At 58.6% G+C, this 19,333-nt stretch carries 15 protein-coding genes; 9 read left to right on the top strand and 6 right to left on the bottom strand.

Annotation, left to right across the window (positions count from 1 at the left end):
* Positions 1-20 precede the first annotated feature (20 nt).
* The gene (gene kdgD, locus ACIPIZ_RS21630) at positions 21-932 is read right to left on the bottom strand and encodes a 5-dehydro-4-deoxyglucarate dehydratase (protein ID WP_016984321.1); all 912 of its coding nucleotides are present in this window, start codon (positions 930-932) and stop codon (positions 21-23) included.
* 296 nt (positions 933-1,228) lie between these two features.
* Between kdgD and ACIPIZ_RS21625 the strand changes: the two genes are divergently transcribed.
* Entirely contained in the window at positions 1,229-1,606 is a 378-nt protein-coding gene (locus tag ACIPIZ_RS21625; RefSeq protein WP_401167309.1) for a hypothetical protein, read from the top strand.
* Positions 1,607-1,610: 4 nt separating this feature from the next.
* Here the strand turns inward: ACIPIZ_RS21625 and ACIPIZ_RS21620 are convergent, their stop codons facing one another.
* The 4 genes from ACIPIZ_RS21620 to ACIPIZ_RS21605 all read right to left on the bottom strand — a co-directional run bounded on the left by ACIPIZ_RS21620 (position 1,611) and on the right by ACIPIZ_RS21605 (position 6,190).
* On the bottom strand, positions 1,611-2,360 hold the full coding sequence (locus ACIPIZ_RS21620; protein ID WP_175559635.1) for a FadR/GntR family transcriptional regulator: 750 nt from the start codon (positions 2,358-2,360) through the stop codon (positions 1,611-1,613).
* Positions 2,361-2,550: 190 nt separating this feature from the next.
* Positions 2,551-4,278 (bottom strand): ABC transporter ATP-binding protein/permease, encoded by a 1,728-nt coding sequence (locus ACIPIZ_RS21615; RefSeq protein ID WP_064387919.1) that lies wholly within the window; start codon positions 4,276-4,278, stop codon positions 2,551-2,553.
* Between the two features lie 96 nt (positions 4,279-4,374).
* Positions 4,375-4,935 (bottom strand): response regulator transcription factor, encoded by a 561-nt coding sequence (locus ACIPIZ_RS21610; protein ID WP_003221630.1) that lies wholly within the window; start codon positions 4,933-4,935, stop codon positions 4,375-4,377.
* Entirely contained in the window at positions 4,928-6,190 is a 1,263-nt protein-coding gene (locus ACIPIZ_RS21605; RefSeq protein WP_064387918.1) for an ATP-binding protein, read from the bottom strand. Before ACIPIZ_RS21605 ends, ACIPIZ_RS21610 begins: the two co-directional genes overlap by 8 nt.
* Before the next feature lie 315 nt (positions 6,191-6,505).
* On the opposite strand from ACIPIZ_RS21605, the gene ACIPIZ_RS21600 reads away from it, so the two are divergent.
* The gene (locus ACIPIZ_RS21600; protein WP_122662373.1) at positions 6,506-7,222 is read left to right on the top strand and encodes an SIMPL domain-containing protein; all 717 of its coding nucleotides are present in this window, start codon (positions 6,506-6,508) and stop codon (positions 7,220-7,222) included.
* A 169-nt stretch (positions 7,223-7,391) separates the two neighbouring features.
* On the opposite strand, the gene ACIPIZ_RS21595 is transcribed toward ACIPIZ_RS21600, so the two are convergent.
* Positions 7,392-7,751 carry a DUF6124 family protein gene (locus ACIPIZ_RS21595; protein WP_064387916.1) on the bottom strand — a complete coding sequence of 120 codons (360 nt, stop codon included), beginning with the start codon at positions 7,749-7,751 and terminating at the stop codon, positions 7,392-7,394.
* A 967-nt stretch (positions 7,752-8,718) separates the two neighbouring features.
* On the opposite strand from ACIPIZ_RS21595, the gene ACIPIZ_RS21590 reads away from it, so the two are divergent.
* The 7 genes from ACIPIZ_RS21590 to ACIPIZ_RS21560 form a co-directional block, all read left to right on the top strand.
* Entirely contained in the window at positions 8,719-10,320 is a 1,602-nt protein-coding gene (locus tag ACIPIZ_RS21590; protein WP_401167305.1) for an ABC transporter substrate-binding protein, read from the top strand.
* Positions 10,321-10,580: 260 nt separating this feature from the next.
* On the top strand, positions 10,581-12,206 hold the full coding sequence (locus tag ACIPIZ_RS21585; protein ID WP_401167303.1) for an ABC transporter substrate-binding protein: 1,626 nt from the start codon (positions 10,581-10,583) through the stop codon (positions 12,204-12,206).
* A gap of 299 nt (positions 12,207-12,505) precedes the next feature.
* Positions 12,506-14,101 (top strand): ABC transporter substrate-binding protein, encoded by a 1,596-nt coding sequence (locus ACIPIZ_RS21580; RefSeq protein ID WP_105705444.1) that lies wholly within the window; start codon positions 12,506-12,508, stop codon positions 14,099-14,101.
* A 175-nt stretch (positions 14,102-14,276) separates the two neighbouring features.
* Positions 14,277-15,692, top strand: a complete 1,416-nt coding sequence (locus ACIPIZ_RS21575) for an OprD family porin (RefSeq protein ID WP_064387912.1) — start codon at positions 14,277-14,279, stop codon at positions 15,690-15,692.
* A 77-nt stretch (positions 15,693-15,769) separates the two neighbouring features.
* Positions 15,770-17,365 (top strand): ABC transporter substrate-binding protein, encoded by a 1,596-nt coding sequence (locus ACIPIZ_RS21570; RefSeq protein WP_064387911.1) that lies wholly within the window; start codon positions 15,770-15,772, stop codon positions 17,363-17,365.
* A gap of 73 nt (positions 17,366-17,438) precedes the next feature.
* Positions 17,439-18,449, top strand: coding sequence for an ABC transporter permease subunit (locus ACIPIZ_RS21565; protein WP_007953665.1), 1,011 nt, complete (start codon positions 17,439-17,441; stop codon positions 18,447-18,449).
* Positions 18,450-18,459: 10 nt separating this feature from the next.
* Positions 18,460-19,333 (top strand): ABC transporter permease subunit (locus ACIPIZ_RS21560; RefSeq protein WP_401167299.1); only part of this gene is annotated, 874 nt, incomplete at its 3' end.

The raw sequence follows: 19,333 nt of genomic DNA, 5'->3' as shown, positions 1-19,333 counted from the left end.
GGCCGCGTTTTTGTCGGGTGTTACTGCGCACCTTGCTTGTCGATCAGCGCAGCGAGCATTTCGTACTCTTCGCCTGTCAGGTCGGTCAGCGGCGCGCGCACCGGACCTGCGTCGTAGCCGGCGATTTTTGCGCCTGCCTTGACGATGCTCACGGCGTAACCGGCCTTGCGGTTGCGAATGTCGAGGTACGGCAGGAAGAAGTCGTCGATGATCTTGCCAACGGTGGCGTGATCTTCACGGGCGATCGCGTGGTAGAAGTCCATCGCGGTTTTCGGGATGAAGTTGAACACCGCCGACGAGTAAACCGGTACGCCCAGCGCTTTGTAAGCTGCAGCGTAAACTTCGGCGGTCGGCAGACCACCCAGGTAGCTGAAGCGATCACCGAGGCGGCGACGGATCGACACCATCAACTCGATATCGCCCAGACCGTCCTTGTAACCGATCAGGTTCGGGCAGCGCTCGGCCAGGCGTTCCAGCAGCGGCGCGGTCAAGCGGCAAACGTTGCGGTTGTAAACGACCACGCCGATGTTGACCGATTTACACACCGCTTCAACGTGAGCGGCAACACCGTCCTGGCTCGCTTCGGTCAGGTAGTGCGGCAGCAGCAACAGACCTTTGGCGCCCAGACGCTCAGCTTCCTGTGCGTATTCGATGGCCTGACGGGTCGAACCACCGACACCGGCGAGGATCGGCACGCTGGTTTCGCAAGTGTCGACGGCAGTCTTGATGATTTCCGAGTATTCGCTGGCAGCCAGGGAGAAGAACTCACCGGTGCCGCCGGCGGCGAACAAGGCTGAAGCGCCATACGGAGCCAGCCATTCCAGGCGTTTGATATAGCCCGCGCGGTTGAAATCGCCCTGCGCGTTGAAATCGGTCACCGGGAAAGACAGCAGGCCGGCAGAGAGGATGGACTTCAGTTCTTGTGGATTCATTATTCGAACACCCTGGTAGCAACGTTTTTTGTGATTGGTCCGTTCAGCCTTCGCTGAAGTTGTAGGTCATCGTACAACTTAAAAGATAACCGTCAACTGCATTTCATCGTTGTGGGTGGTTTTTTGTCGGACAAAACTGTTTAAGGCTTTGCAGGAATCGTCGAAAAAGCCCGTGTTTAAAGGGTTCTAGCGCTGAAATGTCTGGTCAAGATTCGTTTACTGAGCGTTGGAGTAACGCTGGGTAAGGTGCGACGACTGCCACGAAGGATCGTGGCGGACCTTCGAAGGAAACCGAAATGGTTGTGAATTATGCTGCGCCGACCCTCGCGCAAGTGGCCTCTGCCTCCGGCACTCTCACCCTTCAGCTATCCGTGCTGCCCGATGTATTGATCGTACAGGTCCCGGATTCGAGCGATTTTCCGGCGAACTGGAGTGTTTATCCGATTCTCGGCGACGACCCGGAACAGCCGGAATGGGCAGGTGAAGAAGTGGACACCGGCACTTGGGACGATGCCGAAGATGACATGGAGAAACTGACGGGGATCGAATTGCAGATTTCCAGACAGGCACTTCATGCGTACCTGAATACGGATGTCGAATTGCGTTACAAGTTTGTTGATGAGTCGAGTATGGAGCCGTTTTCGCAGCCGTTGCGTTTACGGATCGTGGGCTGACGACTCAGCCCCTCTGCGCCTGCGCCTCTTCATGCGCCTGGCGCAGTCTTTCACGGCTGTTGGTCAGGTGCAGACGCATCGCCGCACGCGCTGCATCGGAATCCTGACGGGCAATCGCGTCGTAGATTTCTTCGTGCTCACGGCTCAGGCGGCTCATGTAGTGCTGCTGATCATCGTGAGCCAGACGCGCAGAATTGAGCCGCGTACGCGGAATGATGCTGGTGCCCAGGTGGGTCATGATGTCGGTGAAGTAGCGGTTGCCGGTGGACAGCGCGATTTCCAGGTGGAAGGCAAAGTCCGAAGCAACAGCATCACTGGCGTGGGCCGCGCTTTCGTTGAGTGCATCGAGGGCGGCGCGCATGGTCGCCAGTTGCTCGGCGCTGCGGCGTTGCGCGGCCAGGCCGGCAGACTCCACTTCGAGGCTGATACGTAATTCGAGAATCGCCAACACATCACGCAGGGTGACGACAGTGGCCGGGTCGATGCGGAAACCACTCGGGCTCGGCGTGTCGAGCACGAAGGTGCCGATGCCGTGGCGGGTTTCCACTTGCCCTGCAGCCTGCAAACGCGAAATCGCCTCGCGCACCACGGTGCGGCTGACGCCATGGGCTTCCATGATCGCCGACTCGGTGGGCAGTTTGTCACCGCGCTTGAGCAGGCCATCGCGGATCTGCTCGCTCAGCACCGTCACCAGTTCCTGAGCCAGGCTACGGCGCTTGCGCGGGAGACGCGGGGTGTCGATCAGGTTTTCCATGGTGTGCATCTTGTCTCGAAAGTTCGGCTTGGGGGCATCATAGCTCAAGCGGGTTGTACGATCACTTTCCGGTTTACATCACTTTATGTAGGAGTGAGCCTGCTCGCGATGACGTCCGCACATTCAGCATCGATGTGACTGACCCAACGCTATCGCGAGCAGGCTCACTCCTACAGGGGTTTAACGATGATCAGGCGGTCACGGTCTGTTCAACCAAATGGCCGCTGTCGATCCGCACGTGCCGTGGATGGAAGCGTTTCAAACTGCTGCGATGGCCGACGCTGACAATGCTCAGCCCCGGTATCTGATCAATCAACGCCTGATACAGCGTCGCTTCGTCTTCCTCATCCATCGCCGAAGTCGCTTCGTCCATGTACAGCCATTGCGGGGCATAAAGCATGGCGCGGGCGAACGCCAAACGCTGCTGTTCGCCCGGCGAGAGCATGCGCTGCCAGTGATTGGCCTCGTCCAGTCGCGCGACCAGATGCGGCAAGCGGCAGGTTTCCAGCACTTGTGCATAACGTTCCGGCGCGTAGGTGTCGCCCGGTTGTGGATAACTCAACGCCTCGCGCAGAGTGCCGATCGGCAGATACGGTTTCTGCGGCAGAAACAGATAGCGCGCCGCCGGCAGACGAATGTTGCCGTGGCCCGCCGGCCACAGATGCCCCATCGCCCGCAGTAAGGTCGACTTGCCGCTGCCGGAACGGCCGCTGAGCATGACACGCTCGCCCGGCTCGACGGTCATGTCGGCGCTGGTCAGCAGATGGCGCCCGTCCGCCAGATCGAGGCCAAGGTTGTGCACCTGCAATTCACTGCCCTGATTCTGCACATCGATGGCTGGCACGCGCTCTTCGTTATCGGTCATCGCCTGACGGAAACTCAGCAGACGATCACAGGTGGCGCGCCAGGAAGCGAGGCTCTGGTACGCACTGATGAACCAGCTGAAACTTTCCTGGACGTTGCCGAAAGCCGAGCTGATCTGCATCAGCTCGCCCAACTCGATCTTGCCGGCCAGGTAACGTGGTGACGCCACAATGAACGGAAAAATGATCGCGGCCTGGCTGTAACCGGCAGTGAAAAACGTCAGGCGCTTGGACACTTTCATGATGTCCCAGAAATTGTGCCAGACATTGCCGAAGCGGGCGCTCAAGCGACGGTTTTCGTTCGGTTCGCCGTTGTACAACGCGATGCTCTCGGCATTCTCGCGAATCCGCACCATGGAAAAACGCAGGTCGGCTTCGAAGCGTTGTTGTTGGTTGTTCAGACCGATCAAACGACGACCGATCAAGTGTGTCAGCCAACTGCCCACTACCGCATAAACCAGCACACACCAGAACATGTAGCCGGGAATCGTGATTCCATAGACCTCGATACTGCCAGACACGCCCCAGAGAATAATCGAGAACGACACCAGACTGACGATATTGCGCAGCAGCCCGATACCCAGTTCGAGGGTGTTGGAGGTGAAGTTGTTGAGGTCTTCGGAAATGCGCTGGTCCGGGTTATCGGTGTAACCGCCCTGCTCCAGCTGGTAGTAATTCTTGTCGGCGAGCCAACGCGAGAAATGCTTTTCGGTGAGCCAGGCCCGCCAGCGAATCGTCAGCATCTGAGTCAGATAGAGCCTGTACACCGCACCGATGATCGCCACGGCCGCAATGCCGCAAAAATACAGAATCAAGCGCCAGAACGCCGCTTCGTCCTTCTTTTGCAGGGCGTTGTAGAAATCCTTGTACCAAGTGTTGAACCACACCGAGATGCCCACGCTCAGCAGCGAGAGCGCGATCACCGCAATCAGCAGCGTCCAGGCCTTGCCCTTCTCTTCACTGCGCCAATACGGCGTGATGATCGCCCACACCTTGCGAAAAAACTGCCCGCGCACAGCATCGTTGACCGCGGAATATTCAGCGTTCTGATTCATGGATAAGGCTCGATATAGAAAAGAACAGACACGCACCGATCATAAATGATCGGTGCGTTTTATCGCGAGGGCTGGCGATAGTCGTTCAGCGCAGGTTCAGCGACGAACCGGGCGCTTCTGCAGTTTGCGCTGCAGGGTGCGGCGGTGCATGCCCAGGGCGCGGGCAGTGGCGGAGATGTTGCCTTCGTGCTCGGTGAGCACGCGCTGGATGTGTTCCCACTGCAGGCGGTCGACCGACATCGGGTTTTCCGGCACCAGACTGTCGAGGTCGGCGTGCTCGGACAACAACGCGGCCAGCACGTCGTCAGCATCGGCCGGTTTGCACAGGTAGTTGCAGGCGCCGCGCTTGATCGCTTCGACCGCAGTGGCAATGCTCGAATAACCGGTGAGGATCACCACGCGCATTTCCGGGTCCAGCTCCAGCAGCTTGGGCAGCAGCACCAGACCGGAGTCGCCGTCCATTTTCAGGTCGAGCGCAGCGTAATCAGGCAGATCGGCCTGGGCGATGGTCAGGCCTTCCTCAGCGGAGCCGGCGGTGCTGACGCGAAAGCCACGGCGAGCCATGGCGCGGGCCATGACGCGGGTAAATGTTGCGTCGTCGTCGACCAGCAGCAAATGCGGCAGTTCTTCGCCTTCGACTTGGATTTCGTCACTCATGTTGGTCTCCTCGGGCGCCGTGGGGCAGGCGCAGCTCGGTGAGCGTGCCGCCTTCCTCATGACTATAGAGTTTCACTGAGCCGCCGGCGCGTGTCACGCTGGCCTTGCTCAAAAACAGGCCCAGGCCGAAACCTTTGCCCTTGGTGGTAAAAAACGGTTTGCCGATCTGCTCGGCGATGGCCAGCGGCACACCGGCGCCGTGGTCACGAATGCTGATGGTCAGGTTCTCGACGTCCCAGTCCAGGGTCACCTGGAGATTTTCCGGGCAGGCATCGGCAGCATTGTTCAGCAAATTAAGCAGTGCCTGCGTCAGATCCGGCGGCGGCGCCATACGCGGCACCGTGCCCTGGCCGAGACGGTGGAAGCGATAACTGGCCTCCGGACGCATCAGGTGCCAGCGGTTGAGGGCTTCGTCGAGCCAGTCGGTGACGTCCTGCATCTCGACGGCCAGACGTCGATTGGCTTCGGCGGCGCGGACCAATTGCTGCAAGGTTTCCTTGCACAGTTTGACCTGGTCCTGCAGCACCTTCAGATCGTCCTGCAACAACGGGTCGGGATGATCCTGCTGCATCTCCTTGAGCAGTACGCTCATGGTCGCCAGCGGTGTACCCAATTCATGCGCCGCGCCAGCGGCCTGAGTGGCAACAGCCAGCAATTGCTGATCGCGCAGGCCTTCTTCGCGGCGAATAGCCCGTAACTCTTCCTGACGGCGCAACTCTTCGGCCATGCGTGCAGCGAAGAACGTGATCACTGCAGCGGCCAAGGCAAAGCTTAGCCACATACCGTAGATCTGCAGATTCTCGCGGGCCACCGGCAGGGTTTCCAACGGATAGAAACGCGTGAGCATCACGGTGTACAGCGCCAGCGCGATGCCGGACAGAATCACCGAATAGCGCCACGGCAGCGTCACCGCCGCGATGGTCAGCGGCACCAGATAGTAAGAAACAAACGGGTTGGTCGAGCCGCCGGAGAAGTACAGCAACGCACTGTGGATCACCAGATCACAGGCCAGTTGCAGCGCATATTCGAGTTCGGTCACCGGCCACGAAGTGCGCAGGCGCACGGCGGTAAACACGCAGAGCAGAGTCGAGCAGCCGAGGGTCATCGCCAGTTGCACCCACGGCAACGGCAACAATTGCAGCCAGTAGGCCAGGCCTACGGAACCGGCCTGCGCGGCGAGCACCAGGGTGCGGATGAAAGTCAGCCGCCAGAGATTCTGGCGAGTGGCGGAAGTCAATTGTACGGGGGCGAGCATGAGCTCTCCTGATGAGCGCTCCAGGCGGATCGCACGGAGTATAACCAACGCACGGCCTTGAGAGGCGAAAGTGCGGCAAACGACCACATGGCAAAAACATTATCGGCGGCTATAAGGACGCCTTCGCGAGCAGGCTCGCTCCCACCTTTGAAATGCATTTCCCTGTGGGAGCGAGCCTGCTCGCGAAGGGCTGCGCAGCAGCCCCGGCCATCTGTATAGAAGTTGTAACTGGGCGAACCGGATCACAGAAGCTAGAGTCTGATGGTTTCACGCAGGCCCCCGAACCATCACCTGCGCCCTCATCAAGGAGCTTTCATGCACACATTTCGCCGCAGCGCCGCCCTTCTCGCCCTGACCGTCGGCAGCATCGCCAGCCTCCCGGCCCTGGCCGCTGATGAGCTGCATTACAACCAGATTTCCCTGCGCGCCGAAGTCAGCACGGAAGTCGCCCGCGACCTGATGATCGTCACCCTCTACACCGAAGAGCAAAACACCGACCCGGCGAAACTCGCCGCCGACGTCAGCACCACCATGAACAAGGCATTGGCCCAGGCCAAGCAAGTCAAGGACATCACCCTGCGCCAGGGCAGCCGCAACAGTTACCCGATCTACGACACCAAGGGCCAGAAGATCACCGGCTGGCGTGAACGCGCCGAACTGCGCCTGGAAAGCGCCGACTTCGCCGCCCTGTCGAAACTCACCGGCGAACTGCTGGGCGACCTGAAAATGGGCGGTATGGACTTCGCCATCGCCGACCCGACCCGCAAGTCCAGCGAAGACAAACTGCTGAAAGAAGCCGTGACTGCATTCAAGAACCGCGCGCAACTTGCCACCGACGCACTGGGCGGCAAGGGCTACAAAATCGTCAACCTGAACCTCAACAGCAACGGTTATCCACAACCCTACCTGCGCGCACCGATGATGATGAAAGCGGCAGCGATGGATTCGGCCCCGGTGACGCCGGAAGTCGAAGCGGGCACCAGCCAGGTGAGCATGACGGCTGATGGTTCGATTGAAGTGTTGATGCAGTGATTTGATGTGGGCTGAATGAAAGACCGGCGATCAGTGAATGATCGCCGGTTTTTTTGTGTCCGAATTTTGGGGGGAATGATCTGCCCTCATCGCGAGCAGGCTCACTCCTACAGAGGAATGCATTTCAATTGTAGGAGTGAGCCTGCTCGCGATGAACGATAACGCGGTATCAAGCCTGCGGATCAACCCGATCCAGCGCCCGATTCACCGCCAACTCCGCCAGCATCACAATCTGCTGAATCGCCAACGCCGTGCTGCGTTGCGGGCGGCTGAGCTGATCAGCGAAATCGCCTGCCATGACATTCGCCGAAGCGAGTGACTCGCAGGCATGCGCGAGCAGACTTTCCGTGTCGATGTTCGGATGGACAAGGAACATCGTGCTGGGTAGACGCGGTTTACTGGGTTCGGGGCTGAGGTAGAAGTCGAGGGCGCGCTTTATCGCTTCGCGGTTTTTGATCTGATCGTCGGCGCGGATGGCGTCTTCGAGCGGGGTTGTGGATTCGAGGGGGGGGATCGGGGACAATTTGATCTTTCATAAAAATCTGCTCGTCATTCGAGCCGCCCTCAGCCATTTCTCACGTGGCAAAGGGTGGCAGCTATGTGCGGAGTGAGAAACCGGTGAGCAGAAAACCGGCCAGACCGAAGTCTGCCCGCACACAGCCGCCATAAGGCATTGCGACAGCTAATAAGCCGGCCGCAATTATGGTCTTACTGGTGCTAGTTTCAAGCTCGGCGGGTTCTCACACCCGATCACTGAACATTCAGCGACAACCAGAGCCTAGAGAGCCGACGGACAACCTGAAAACCTTGTGGGAAGGTTCTGGTTATCTGACACAGATTTAAACAGTCAAAAGCAAACCCTCACCCTAGCCCTCTCCCAAAGGGAGAGGGGACTGACCGAGGTGTTTGGGCGAGCTACGCCGACGTGAAATACCGAGTCGAACTCAGATTTTGAAATGCCCAAAAATCGGCTCCCTCTCCCTCAGGAGAGGGCTGGGGTGAGGGGCAAATCCAACTCAAAACTAAAGCAGACACCCGCTTTTCACCACTCAATAGGCCGAGTGTCAGCTCGCCTGCTTTTGATCTTGATCCACGGGCGACGTCGGAAGGCTGAGTGGAGGGATTGATCCGGGCGTGGGAGCGCAGCGACCGTTTGGCGAAGCCAAACACAGCGGGAGTAGGTGCAGCGCAGCAAACCGGAGACGCTGCGCCCGGATCGATCCCGGAGCGAAGGAACCCCGAGCCCCAGCGAGCGGGCCGCACGCAGGAGCAAGCGTTTTTGGTTACTTTTTTCTGGGCCGGCATTCCGGGCGTTTGTAAAAAGTGATCCGCCGTAAGGGCGGAACCCTAAGCAGCCATCACCGCAGCAACGGATATGCCCACAACCGCTGGATATACCGAGATAGACACTCCCCCAAGAAAAACGATATTTCCGAAGCCCCCCAAATCCCCGCTACCCTGAAATCACAACCACCTCCAATCTCCCCGGGGACTCCATGGAAAGATTCACCCTCAAACCACTACTAATCACCCTCGCACTAACAGCCATAGCCCCGATCGCCAACGCCGCCACAACACTCGTTTATTGCTCCGAAGCCAGCCCGGCAGGCTTCGACCCCAGCCAATACACCAGCGGCACCGACTTCGACGCCTCCGCCGAAACCGTCTTCAACCGCCTCACCCAATTCAAACGCGGCGGCACCGACATCGAACCCGGCCTGGCAACCAAATGGGACGTCTCCAGCGACGGCCTGCAATACACCTTCCACCTACGCCAAGGTGTGAAATTCCACACCACGGAATATTTCACCCCGACCCGAGACTTCAACGCCGACGACGTCCTCTTCACCTTCCAGCGCCTCCTCGACCCAGACAACGCCTTCCGCAAGGCCTACCCCGCCGAGTCCCCCTACTTCACCGACATGGGCCTCAACACCACAATCAAATCGGTAGAAAAACTCGACGACAACACCGTGCGCTTCAACCTCAACAACGTCGACGCCGCGTTCGTGCAAAACCTCGCCATGAGCTTCGCCTCGGTGCAATCGGCCGAGTACGCCGCGCAACTGTTGAAGGAAGGCAAAGCCGCCGACCTCAACCAGAAACCGATCGGTACCGGCCCGTTCGTGTTCAAGCGCTACCAGAAGGATTCGCAGATCCGCTACGCCGCCAACACGGCCTACTGGAAACCCGAAGACGTGAAGATCGACAACCTGATCTTCTCGATCACCCCGGACGCCGCCGTTCGCCTGCAGAAACTCAAGGCCGGCGAATGCCAGGTCAGCGGCTATCCGCGCCCGGCCGACATCGAAGTGATGGAAAAAGACCCGAATCTGCGCGTGCTAAAACAGGCCGGTTTCAACCTCGGATTCCTCGCCTACAACACCACCCACGCGCCGCTCGATCAGCTCAAGGTGCGCCAGGCGCTGGACATGGCCATCGACAAACCGGCGATCATCAAAGCCGTCTACCAAAGCGCCGGCCAGTTGGCGCAAAACGCCTTGCCGCCGGCGCAATGGTCGTATGACCCGACCATCAAGGACGCCCCATACGACCCGGCAAAAGCCCGGGTGCTACTGAAGGAAGCAGGGGTTGCGCCGGGTACAACCATCAACCTTTGGGCAATGACAGTGCAACGCGCCTCGAACCCGAATGCGCGGATGTCGGCACAGATGATCCAGCAGGACTGGGAGAAAATCGGCATCAAGGCCAACATCGTCAGCTATGAATGGGGCGAGTACATCAAACGCGCGAAAAATGGCGAACACGACGTCATGATCTATGGTTGGACCGGTGACAACGGTGACCCGGACAACTGGCTTGGCGTGCTGTACAGCTGCGCGGCAGTAAAGGGCAGCAACTACGCCAAATGGTGCGATCCGGCTTACGACAAACTGGTGCAACAAGCCAAGTTGTCCACCGACAATACGCAGCGGGTAAAACTGTATCAACAGGCGCAACTGATCCTTAAACAGCAGGTGCCAATCACGCCGATTGCCAACTCCACGGTGTTCCAGCCACTGCGCAAGGAAGTCACTGATTTCCGGATTAGCCCGTTCGGTCTAACCCCCTTCTATGGCGTCGGTATAAATAAGTAACACCAGGCCCCAAGCCGGCGCGCACAACATGACTGTCGCACCGTTTTGGGGCTTCATTTGCACCGTAAAAACCACCCGCAAACGGTCAAATGCGTCAAAAGTTACACAGATGCGACATTAAGGTACGTACGTGCCACCGTTTAACGCTCGCTCACACTCTGGATCTTGCAATGGGTATGGCCCCTGCATAAGTATCCGCAGGCACGACTCACGAGGTCGTACCTCACAACTAAAAAATGACAACAAATCATGAGGCCAACATGCTTAAACACGCGGTCATTCCGTTTCTAGTCGGCGCAGGCTTGTTAGCCTCCGCACCTTTCGCATCCGCTGCGACTAACCTGGTGTTCTGCTCCGAAGGCAGCCCGGCCGGTTTCGACCCGGGCCAGTACACCACCGGAACCGACTTCGACGCCTCAGCTGAAACCATGTTCAACCGTCTGACCCAGTTCGAGCGCGGCGGCACCGCTGTGATTCCTGGTCTGGCGACCAAGTGGGACATTTCCGATGACGGCCTGACTTACACCTTCCATTTGCGTGAAGGCGTCAAGTTCCACACCACCCCGTATTTCAAGCCGACTCGTGAGTTCAACGCCGACGACGTGCTGTTCACCATCAATCGAATGATTAAAAAGGATGAACCGTTCCGTAATGCGTACCCTACCGAATTCCCGTACTTCACCGACATGGGGATGGACACCAACATCACCAAGATCGATAAAGTCGACGACCACACCGTCAAGTTCACTCTGAAAGAAGTCGACGCTGCGTTCATTCAGAACATGGCCATGAGCTTCGCCTCGGTGCAGTCCGCCGAGTACGCAGCGCAGCTGCTGAAAGAAGGCAAAGCCGCCGACATCAACCAGAAGCCGATCGGCACTGGCCCGTTCGTGTTCAAGAGCTACCAGAAAGATTCCAACATCCGTTACACCGGCAACAAGGATTACTGGAAGCCTGATGACGTGAAGATCGACAACCTGATCTTCGCCATCACCACCGACCCGTCGGTACGTATTCAGAAGCTGAAAAAGAACGAGTGCCAGGTCACCCTGTTCCCGCGTCCGGCCGACCTGAAAGCGCTGAAAGAAGACAAGTCGCTGAAGATGCCTGATCAGGCTGGCTTCAACCTTGGCTACATCGCCTACAACGTGATGGACAAGGTCAAGGGCAGCAACGAGGCCAACCCGCTGGCTGACCTGCGCGTACGTCAGGCGCTGGACATGGCCGTGAACAAGCCGCAAATCATTGATTCGGTTTACCAGGGCGCAGGCCAATTGGCCGTCAACGCCATGCCGCCGACCCAGTGGTCTTACGACACCACCATCAAAGATGCCAAGTACGATCCTGAGAAAGCCAAACAGCTGCTCAAGGAAGCCGGCGTCAAGGAAGGTACCGAGATCGTGCTGTGGGCGATGCCGGTGCAGCGTCCGTACAACCCGAACGCCAAACTGATGGCTGAAATGCTCCAGTCCGACTGGGCCAAGATCGGCTTGAAAGTGAAGATCACCAGCTACGAGTGGGGCGAGTACATCAAGCGCTCCAAAGGTGGCGAGAACCAGGCCATGATCATTGGCTGGAGCGGTGATAACGGTGACCCGGACAACTGGCTGAACGTACTGTTCGGCTGCGACTCGCTCAGCGGTAACAACTTCTCCAAGTGGTGCGACAAGAAGTTCGATGGCCTCGTCAAGGAAGCCAAGCGCACAACCGACCAAGGTAAGCGCACCGAACTGTACAAAGAGGCACAACATGTCCTCAAAGATGCAGTCCCGATGACACCTATCGCTCACTCGACGGTGTACCAACCCATGCGCGCCAACGTGCAGGACTTCAAGATCAGCCCATTCGGCTTGAACTCCTTCTACGGCGTCAGCGTCAGCAAATAAGGCACTGCAACGGCGACGTTTTTGACGTCGCCGTTGTTTTACCTGCCGGGAACTCAGGAAATTGCCTACAGCCAATTCCACTGCGGATTACAACAGTGGTATAGGACGCGTCGCCTTTTCCTACGAGCTTTAAGGCATTTACGCATTTACTGCCAGGACCGCGGCCCCTACCGTCGGGTACTGACCAGTTTCTGTGTGGGCCACCGGTTTGCCGTACGTACTGGATTGAGCTCGATGCAGCCAAACGTCTCAGGATGGGACGGCGGCGCATTGAACAACACTAAAAAAGAGGGAGCGTCATGCGCCATACCTTGATTTTTTCCGCATTACTGGGCGCCGGCCTGTTGGCTTCGTCCGCCAGTTTCGCCGCCAGCAAGAGCCTGGTGTTCTGTTCCGAAGGCAGCCCGGCGGGTTTTGATACCGCGCAATACACGACAGCGACCGATAACGACGCGGCCGAACCGATCTACAACCGTCTGGTCGAGTTCGAAAAAGGCGCGACCAACGTCGTACCGGGTCTGGCCACCAAGTGGGACATTTCCGAGGATGGTCTCAAATACACCTTTCACCTGCGTGAAGGAGTGAAGTTTCATACAACGCCGTACTTCAAGCCGAGCCGCGACTTCAATGCCGACGACGTGCTGTTCACGTTCAATCGCATGCTTGATGCACAGCAGCCATTCCGTAAGGCTTACCCGACCGAGTTCCCGTACTTCAACGGGATGAGCCTGAACAAGAACATCGCCAAGGTCGAAAAGACCGGGCCGCTGACCGTGGAGTTCACGCTCAACAGCGTCGACGCCGCGTTCATCCAGAACCTCGCCATGAGCTTCGCCGCCATCCTGTCCGCCGAATACGCCGACAAGCTGCTGGCCGACGGCAAGCCGAGCGATATCAATCAGAAGCCGATCGGCACCGGGCCATTCGTATTCAAGAGTTATCAGAAAGACTCGAACATTCGTTACACCGGCAATAAACATTACTGGGACCCGAGCCGGGTCAAACTCGACAATCTGATCTTCGCGATCAATACCGACGCCTCGGTGCGCGTGCAGAAACTCAAGGCGGGCGAATGCCAGATCACCCTGCATCCGCGCCCTGCCGATGTTGAAGCGCTGAAGGCCGATCCGAAACTGCAGTTGATCTCCAAGCCGGGTTTCAACCTCGGCTATATCGCCTATAACGTGCGCCACAAGCCCTTCGACCAGCTCGAAGTGCGCCAGGCGCTGGACATGGCGGTGAATAAACAGGGGATTCTCAACGCTGTTTATCAAGGCGCCGGCCAACTGGCCGTCAACGCCATGCCGCCGACCCAGTGGTCCTACGACGACAGCATCAAAGACGCCGCCTACAACCCGGAAAAAGCCAAAGAGCTGCTCAAGGCTGCTGGCGTCAAGGAAGGCACAGAAATCACCCTGTGGGCGATGCCGGTGCAGCGTCCATACAACCCGAACGCCAAACTGATGGCCGAAATGCTCCAGGCTGACTGGGCGAAGATCGGTCTGAAAGTGAAAATCGTCAGCTACGAATGGGGCGAGTACATCAAGCGCACCAAGAACGGCGAGCACGACATCAGTCTGATCGGCTGGACCGGTGACAACGGCGATCCGGACAACTGGCTCGGCACGCTGTACAGCTGCGATGCCATCGGCGGCAACAACTACTCCATGTGGTGCGATCCGGCGTACGACAAGCTGATCAAACAGGCCAAGGTCGTCACCGACCGTGACCAGCGCACCGTGCTCTACAAACAGGCCCAGCAATTGCTTAAACAGCAAGTGCCGATCACGCCTGTCGCCCACTCGACGGTCAACCAGCCACTGAGCACCAGCATCGAAGGGTTCAAGGTCAGCCCATTCGGTCGCAACGTGTTCTCGGGTGTCAGTATCGATTAACCCAACCGATTAGCCGCAACGCTGAGGGGCGCTGTCTAGCCCCTCACGCAAGCGCTTTGCCGAAATTCGCCAATCCGGCCTTTGGCAAACGTTTGCGATGTGTGAATGAGTTCTAAACCAATAACCGGCATACCAAAAAAAGCCGGCATAAAAAGAAAGTAAAGGAGCTTCACCCATGAAACTGAGCAGCACCGCGATACTGGCCTTGGCCATCAGCAGCGTCACCGCCACGGCTTACGCGGAAACCCAAAGCCAGGCGTTCACCCCGGTGACCGTCAACGAAAAAAGTGCCCAGGCCGATGCCACTGGCTTCCTCGAAGGTCAATCGATCAGCGGTTCGACCCGTAACTGGTACGCCAACGAGCAACTCAAGCGCGGCGGCAAGTTCGCTTACCGCAAGAACGGTCAATCGGCCGAGACCGACCGCCGTATCAACTGGGTACAAGGCACGATCATCAAGTACAACTCGGGCTTTACCGAAGGTACTGTCGGTTTCAGCACCGAAGTGGCGGCCTACAACGCCATCGCGCTGGAGCGTGATCGCGAAAACCTCGCGTCCAACAACGGCGGCGCACCGGGCACCCGTCCAGGCGCGGGCAACAACCGTACCCTGACCCGTGAAGGCGGTGACGCTGTCGGTCAATGGAGCAAACTGGGCCTGGCCAACGTCAAGGCGCGTATCTCCAACACCACTCTGACCGCCGGCCGCATGAACTTCAGCAGCCCGCAGGTCGACGTGATCGGCAACCGTCCGCTGCCATCGAGCTTCGAAGGGATCGCGATCCACAGCGAAGAACTGAACAACCTGTCCTTCGACCTGGCAACCTTCGACCGCGTCTCGCCACGTACCGAAGAAAGCCTCAGCAAGTTCCGCTCCGAATACGGCAGCATCGACGCTGAAGCTGACCACGTGAACACCGCCGGTATCTCGTACCAGCCGTTCGCCAGTCTGACCACCAGCCTGTGGGGCACTCAGGCTGAAGACCTGTGGAACCAATACTACTTCGGCGCTACGCACGTACTGGGTGACAGCTCCGTGCTGAGCCTGACCACCGGTCTGAACTACTACAAGACCGTCGACGAAGGCAAAAAACTGCTGGGCGAAATCGACAACGATACCTACTCGCTGTCGTTCGGCCTGACTCACCTGGCGCACACCCTGACTTTCTCGTATCAGGAAGTGAACGGTAACGAGTACTTCGACTACCTGCACGAAACCAACGGTATCTACCTGGCCAACTCCCTGCTCTCGGACTTCAACGGCCCGAACGAGAAATCCTTCCAGGTTTCCTACGGCATCAACATGGCCGAATACGGCGTGCCGGGCCTGAAGTTCAACATCTACCAGGCGCGCGGCTGGGGCATCGACGGCACTCACTACAAGGGTGGCGGCTATGATGGCGTGCAGTCGATGGACGGCGAGCACCACTATGAATACGGCGTTGGCGCAACCTACGCCGTACAAAGCGGCCCGCTCAAGGCCACCACGATTCGTGGCACCTACACCGCTCACCGCGCCAGTGAAAACCAGGCTGACGGCAGCATCAACGAGTTCCGTCTCGTGACCACGATTCCGTTCAACATCCTGTAAGAACGCCAACCGTCGGCTGACTCATGATGAGTCAGCCGTTCGGTTTTTTGTCTTCAACCGATTGCAGAGGGTTATCGATGAAAATGCTTCCCCTACGTGCGGCCATTGCGGCTGCGTTGCTGAGTGTCGCTGTCGGCGTCTCGGCCAAACCCTTGGTGGTCTGCACCGAAGCCAGCCCGGAAGGCTTCGATATGGTCCAGTACACTACTGCAGTCACGGCCGATGCGGTGGCCGAAACCATCTTCAACCGACTGGCGGACTTCAAGCCCGGCACCACGGAAGTGATCCCGGCGCTCGCCGAGTCCTGGGACATCAGCGAAGACGGCCTGACGTACACGTTCCACCTGCGCAAAGGCGTCAAGTTTCACACCACCGAATACTTCAAGCCGACCCGCGACATGAACGCCGACGATGTGGTCTGGAGCTTCCAGCGTCAGCTGGACCCGAATCACCCGTGGCACAAACTGTCGAGCGTGGGCTTCCCGTACTTTGAGAGCATGGGCTTCAAGGAACTGCTCAAAAGCGTAGAAAAAGTCGACGACAACACGGTCAAATTCACCCTGACCCGCCGCGAAGCACCGTTCCTGGCCGACCTCGCGATGGCGTTCTCCTCGATCTACCCGGCCGAATACGCCGATCAGTTGCTCAAGGCGAACAAGACCGGCGACCTCAACAACAAGCCAGTCGGTACCGGTCCGTTCATCTTCCAGCGCTACGCCAAAGACGCCCAGGTACGGTTCAAGGCCAACCCGGAATATTTCCGTGGCAAGCCGCCGGCCGACGCGCTGATTCTGGCGATCGCCATCGACAACAACGTGCGTCTGCAAAAGCTCAAGGCCAACGAATGCCAGGTCACCCTGTATCCGAAGCCGGATGACATCCCGAGCATCAAGAAAGACAGCAACCTGAAAGTCGATGAACTGGACGCAATGACCGTGGCCTACATCGCCTTGAACACTCAGCACAAGTACATGAGCGACGTGCGGGTGCGTAAAGCGATCGACATCGCCTTCGACAAGGAAGCCTACGTCAACTCAGTGTTCGGCAAGGGCAACGCTACCGCAGCGGTCAACCCGTACCCGCCGACCTTGCTCGGCTACAACCACGACCTGAAGAACCCGCCACGCGATCTGGACAAGGCCCGCGCCCTGCTCAAGGAAGCCGGGGTTCCGGAAGGCACCGTGTTTACCCTGTTTACCCGCAACGGCGGCGGCCCGACCAATCCGAACCCGATGCTCGGCGCGCAAATGATGCAGGCTGACCTGGCCAAAGTCGGGATCAAGATCGACATCCGCGTGATGGAATGGGGCGAAATGCTTAAACGCGCCAAGGCCGGCGAGCACGACATGGTTTCGGCCGGATGGGCGGGCGACAACGGCGACCCGGATAACTTCCTGACGCCTATGCTCAGTTGCGAAGCGGCAAAAAATGGCGAGAACTATGCTCGCTGGTGCAACGAAAAATTCCAGGCACTGCTGGATGAAGCACGGGCTAAAGTAGATCCGGCCGAACGCGCAAAGCTCTACGCACAGGCGCAAGTGCTGTTTAATCAGGACCAGCCATGGATCAGCATGGCCCATACCAGGATGTTTACCGCAATGCGCAACAACGTAGAGGGTTATCACATCAGCCCTCTCACCACTAATAACTTCGCCACCACCCAGGTGAAGTAGATAAGAAACTCCCGGTGTCCCTGACCCCAGGGACGCCGGGCACGCCTAACCGGCTGATGAGGTACCACACAAGATGTTTAGTTTTATTGCCCGCCGACTGGGGTTGTTGATCCCCACGTTTTTCGGCATCACCTTGCTGACTTTCGCGTTGATTCGCATGATTCCGGGCGACCCCGTGGAAGTGATGATGGGCGAACGTCGGGTCGACCCCGAAATGCACGCTCAGGCAATGGAACGCCTAGGTCTGAACAAGCCGCTGTATGCCCAGTATCTGGATTACATCGGCAAACTGGCCCACGGCGATCTCGGCGAATCCCTGCGTACGCGTGAGAGCGTATGGACCGAGTTCACCTCCCTCTTCCCGGCGACCCTGGAACTGTCCATGGCCGCCCTGCTGTTCGCCGGCATTCTCGGGCTTCTGGCCGGAGTGATTGCGGCACTCAAGCGAGGATCGCTGTTCGACCACGGGGTGATGGGCATCTCCCTCGCGGGGTATTCGATGCCGATCTTCTGGTGGGGCCTGATCCTCATCATGTTCTTCTCGGTGAGCCTGGGCTGGACCCCGGTTTCCGGGCGCATCGACCTGCTTTACGACATCGAGCCGCGCACCGGTTTCATGCTGATCGACACCCTGCTGGCCGATGACATGGGCGCATTCCTCGATGCCCTGCATCACCTGATTCTGCCGGCCATCGTGCTCGGCACCATTCCGCTGGCGGTGATCGCGCGGATGACCCGTTCGTCGATGCTCGAAGTGCTGCGCGAAGACTACATCCGTACCGCCAAGGCCAAAGGCCTGTCGCCGTCGCGCGTGGTGTTCGTTCACGGTTTGCGTAACGCACTGATTCCGGTACTCACCGTGGTCGGTCTGCAAGTCGGCACATTGCTGGCCGGTGCCGTTCTGACCGAAACCATTTTCTCCTGGCCCGGCATCGGTAAATGGCTGATCGAAGCCATCGGCGCCCGGGACTATCCGGTTGTGCAAAACGGCATCCTGTTAATCGCCTGCCTGGTGATTCTGGTCAACTTCGTAGTGGACATCCTCTACGGCTTTGCCAACCCACGCATCCGTCATCAGCGCTGAGGTCCATACCATGAGCACTCCAACATCCTCAGTAGCCACGTCCGCCGCAAGCGCGGATCAAAGCCTGCTGTACCCGTCTCCGTACAAAGAATTCTGGCAAGCCTTCTCCAAGAACAAAGGCGCGGTTGCCGGCCTGCTGTTCATGTCGCTGGTGATTTTCTGCGCACTCTTCGCGCCGTGGGTCGCCCCGCACAACCCGAGCGAGCAATACCGCGACTTCCTGCTGACGCCGCCAGCGTGGCTGGAAGGCGGGCAGATGCAGTTTCTGCTCGGCACCGATGAACTGGGGCGCGACCTGCTGTCGCGTCTGATCCAGGGCTCGCGTCTGTCGCTGCTGATTGGCTTGTCGTCGGTCGTCATGTCGCTGATTCCGGGGATCCTGCTCGGCCTGTTCGCCGGTTTCTTCCCGAAGATGATCGGCCCGACCATCATGCGTCTGATGGACATCATGCTGGCCCTGCCGTCGCTGCTGCTGGCTGTGGCGATTGTCGCCATCCTCGGCCCTGGCCTGATCAACACCGTGATCGCTATCGCCGTGGTTTCGCTGCCGTCCTACGTGCGTCTGACCCGTGCCGCCGTGATGGGCGAACTGAACCGCGACTACGTGACCGCCGCGCGCCTGGCCGGTGCCGGTCTGCCACGCCTGATGTTCATCACCGTGCTGCCGAACTGCATGGCGCCGCTGATCGTGCAGGCGACCCTGAGCTTCTCCTCGGCGATTCTCGATGCCGCAGCACTGGGCTTCCTCGGCCTTGGCGTACAACCGCCAACCCCTGAGTGGGGCACCATGCTGGCCTCGGCCCGCGACTACATCGAACGCGCCTGGTGGGTAGTCAGTCTGCCTGGTTTGACCATTTTGCTCAGCGTGCTGGCAATCAACTTGA

The sequence above is a fragment of the Pseudomonas sp. NPDC087690 genome, assembly GCF_044743175.1.
Lineage (GTDB): Bacteria > Pseudomonadota > Gammaproteobacteria > Pseudomonadales > Pseudomonadaceae > Aquipseudomonas.
This window is presented reverse-complemented; position numbering and strand designations above follow the sequence as displayed.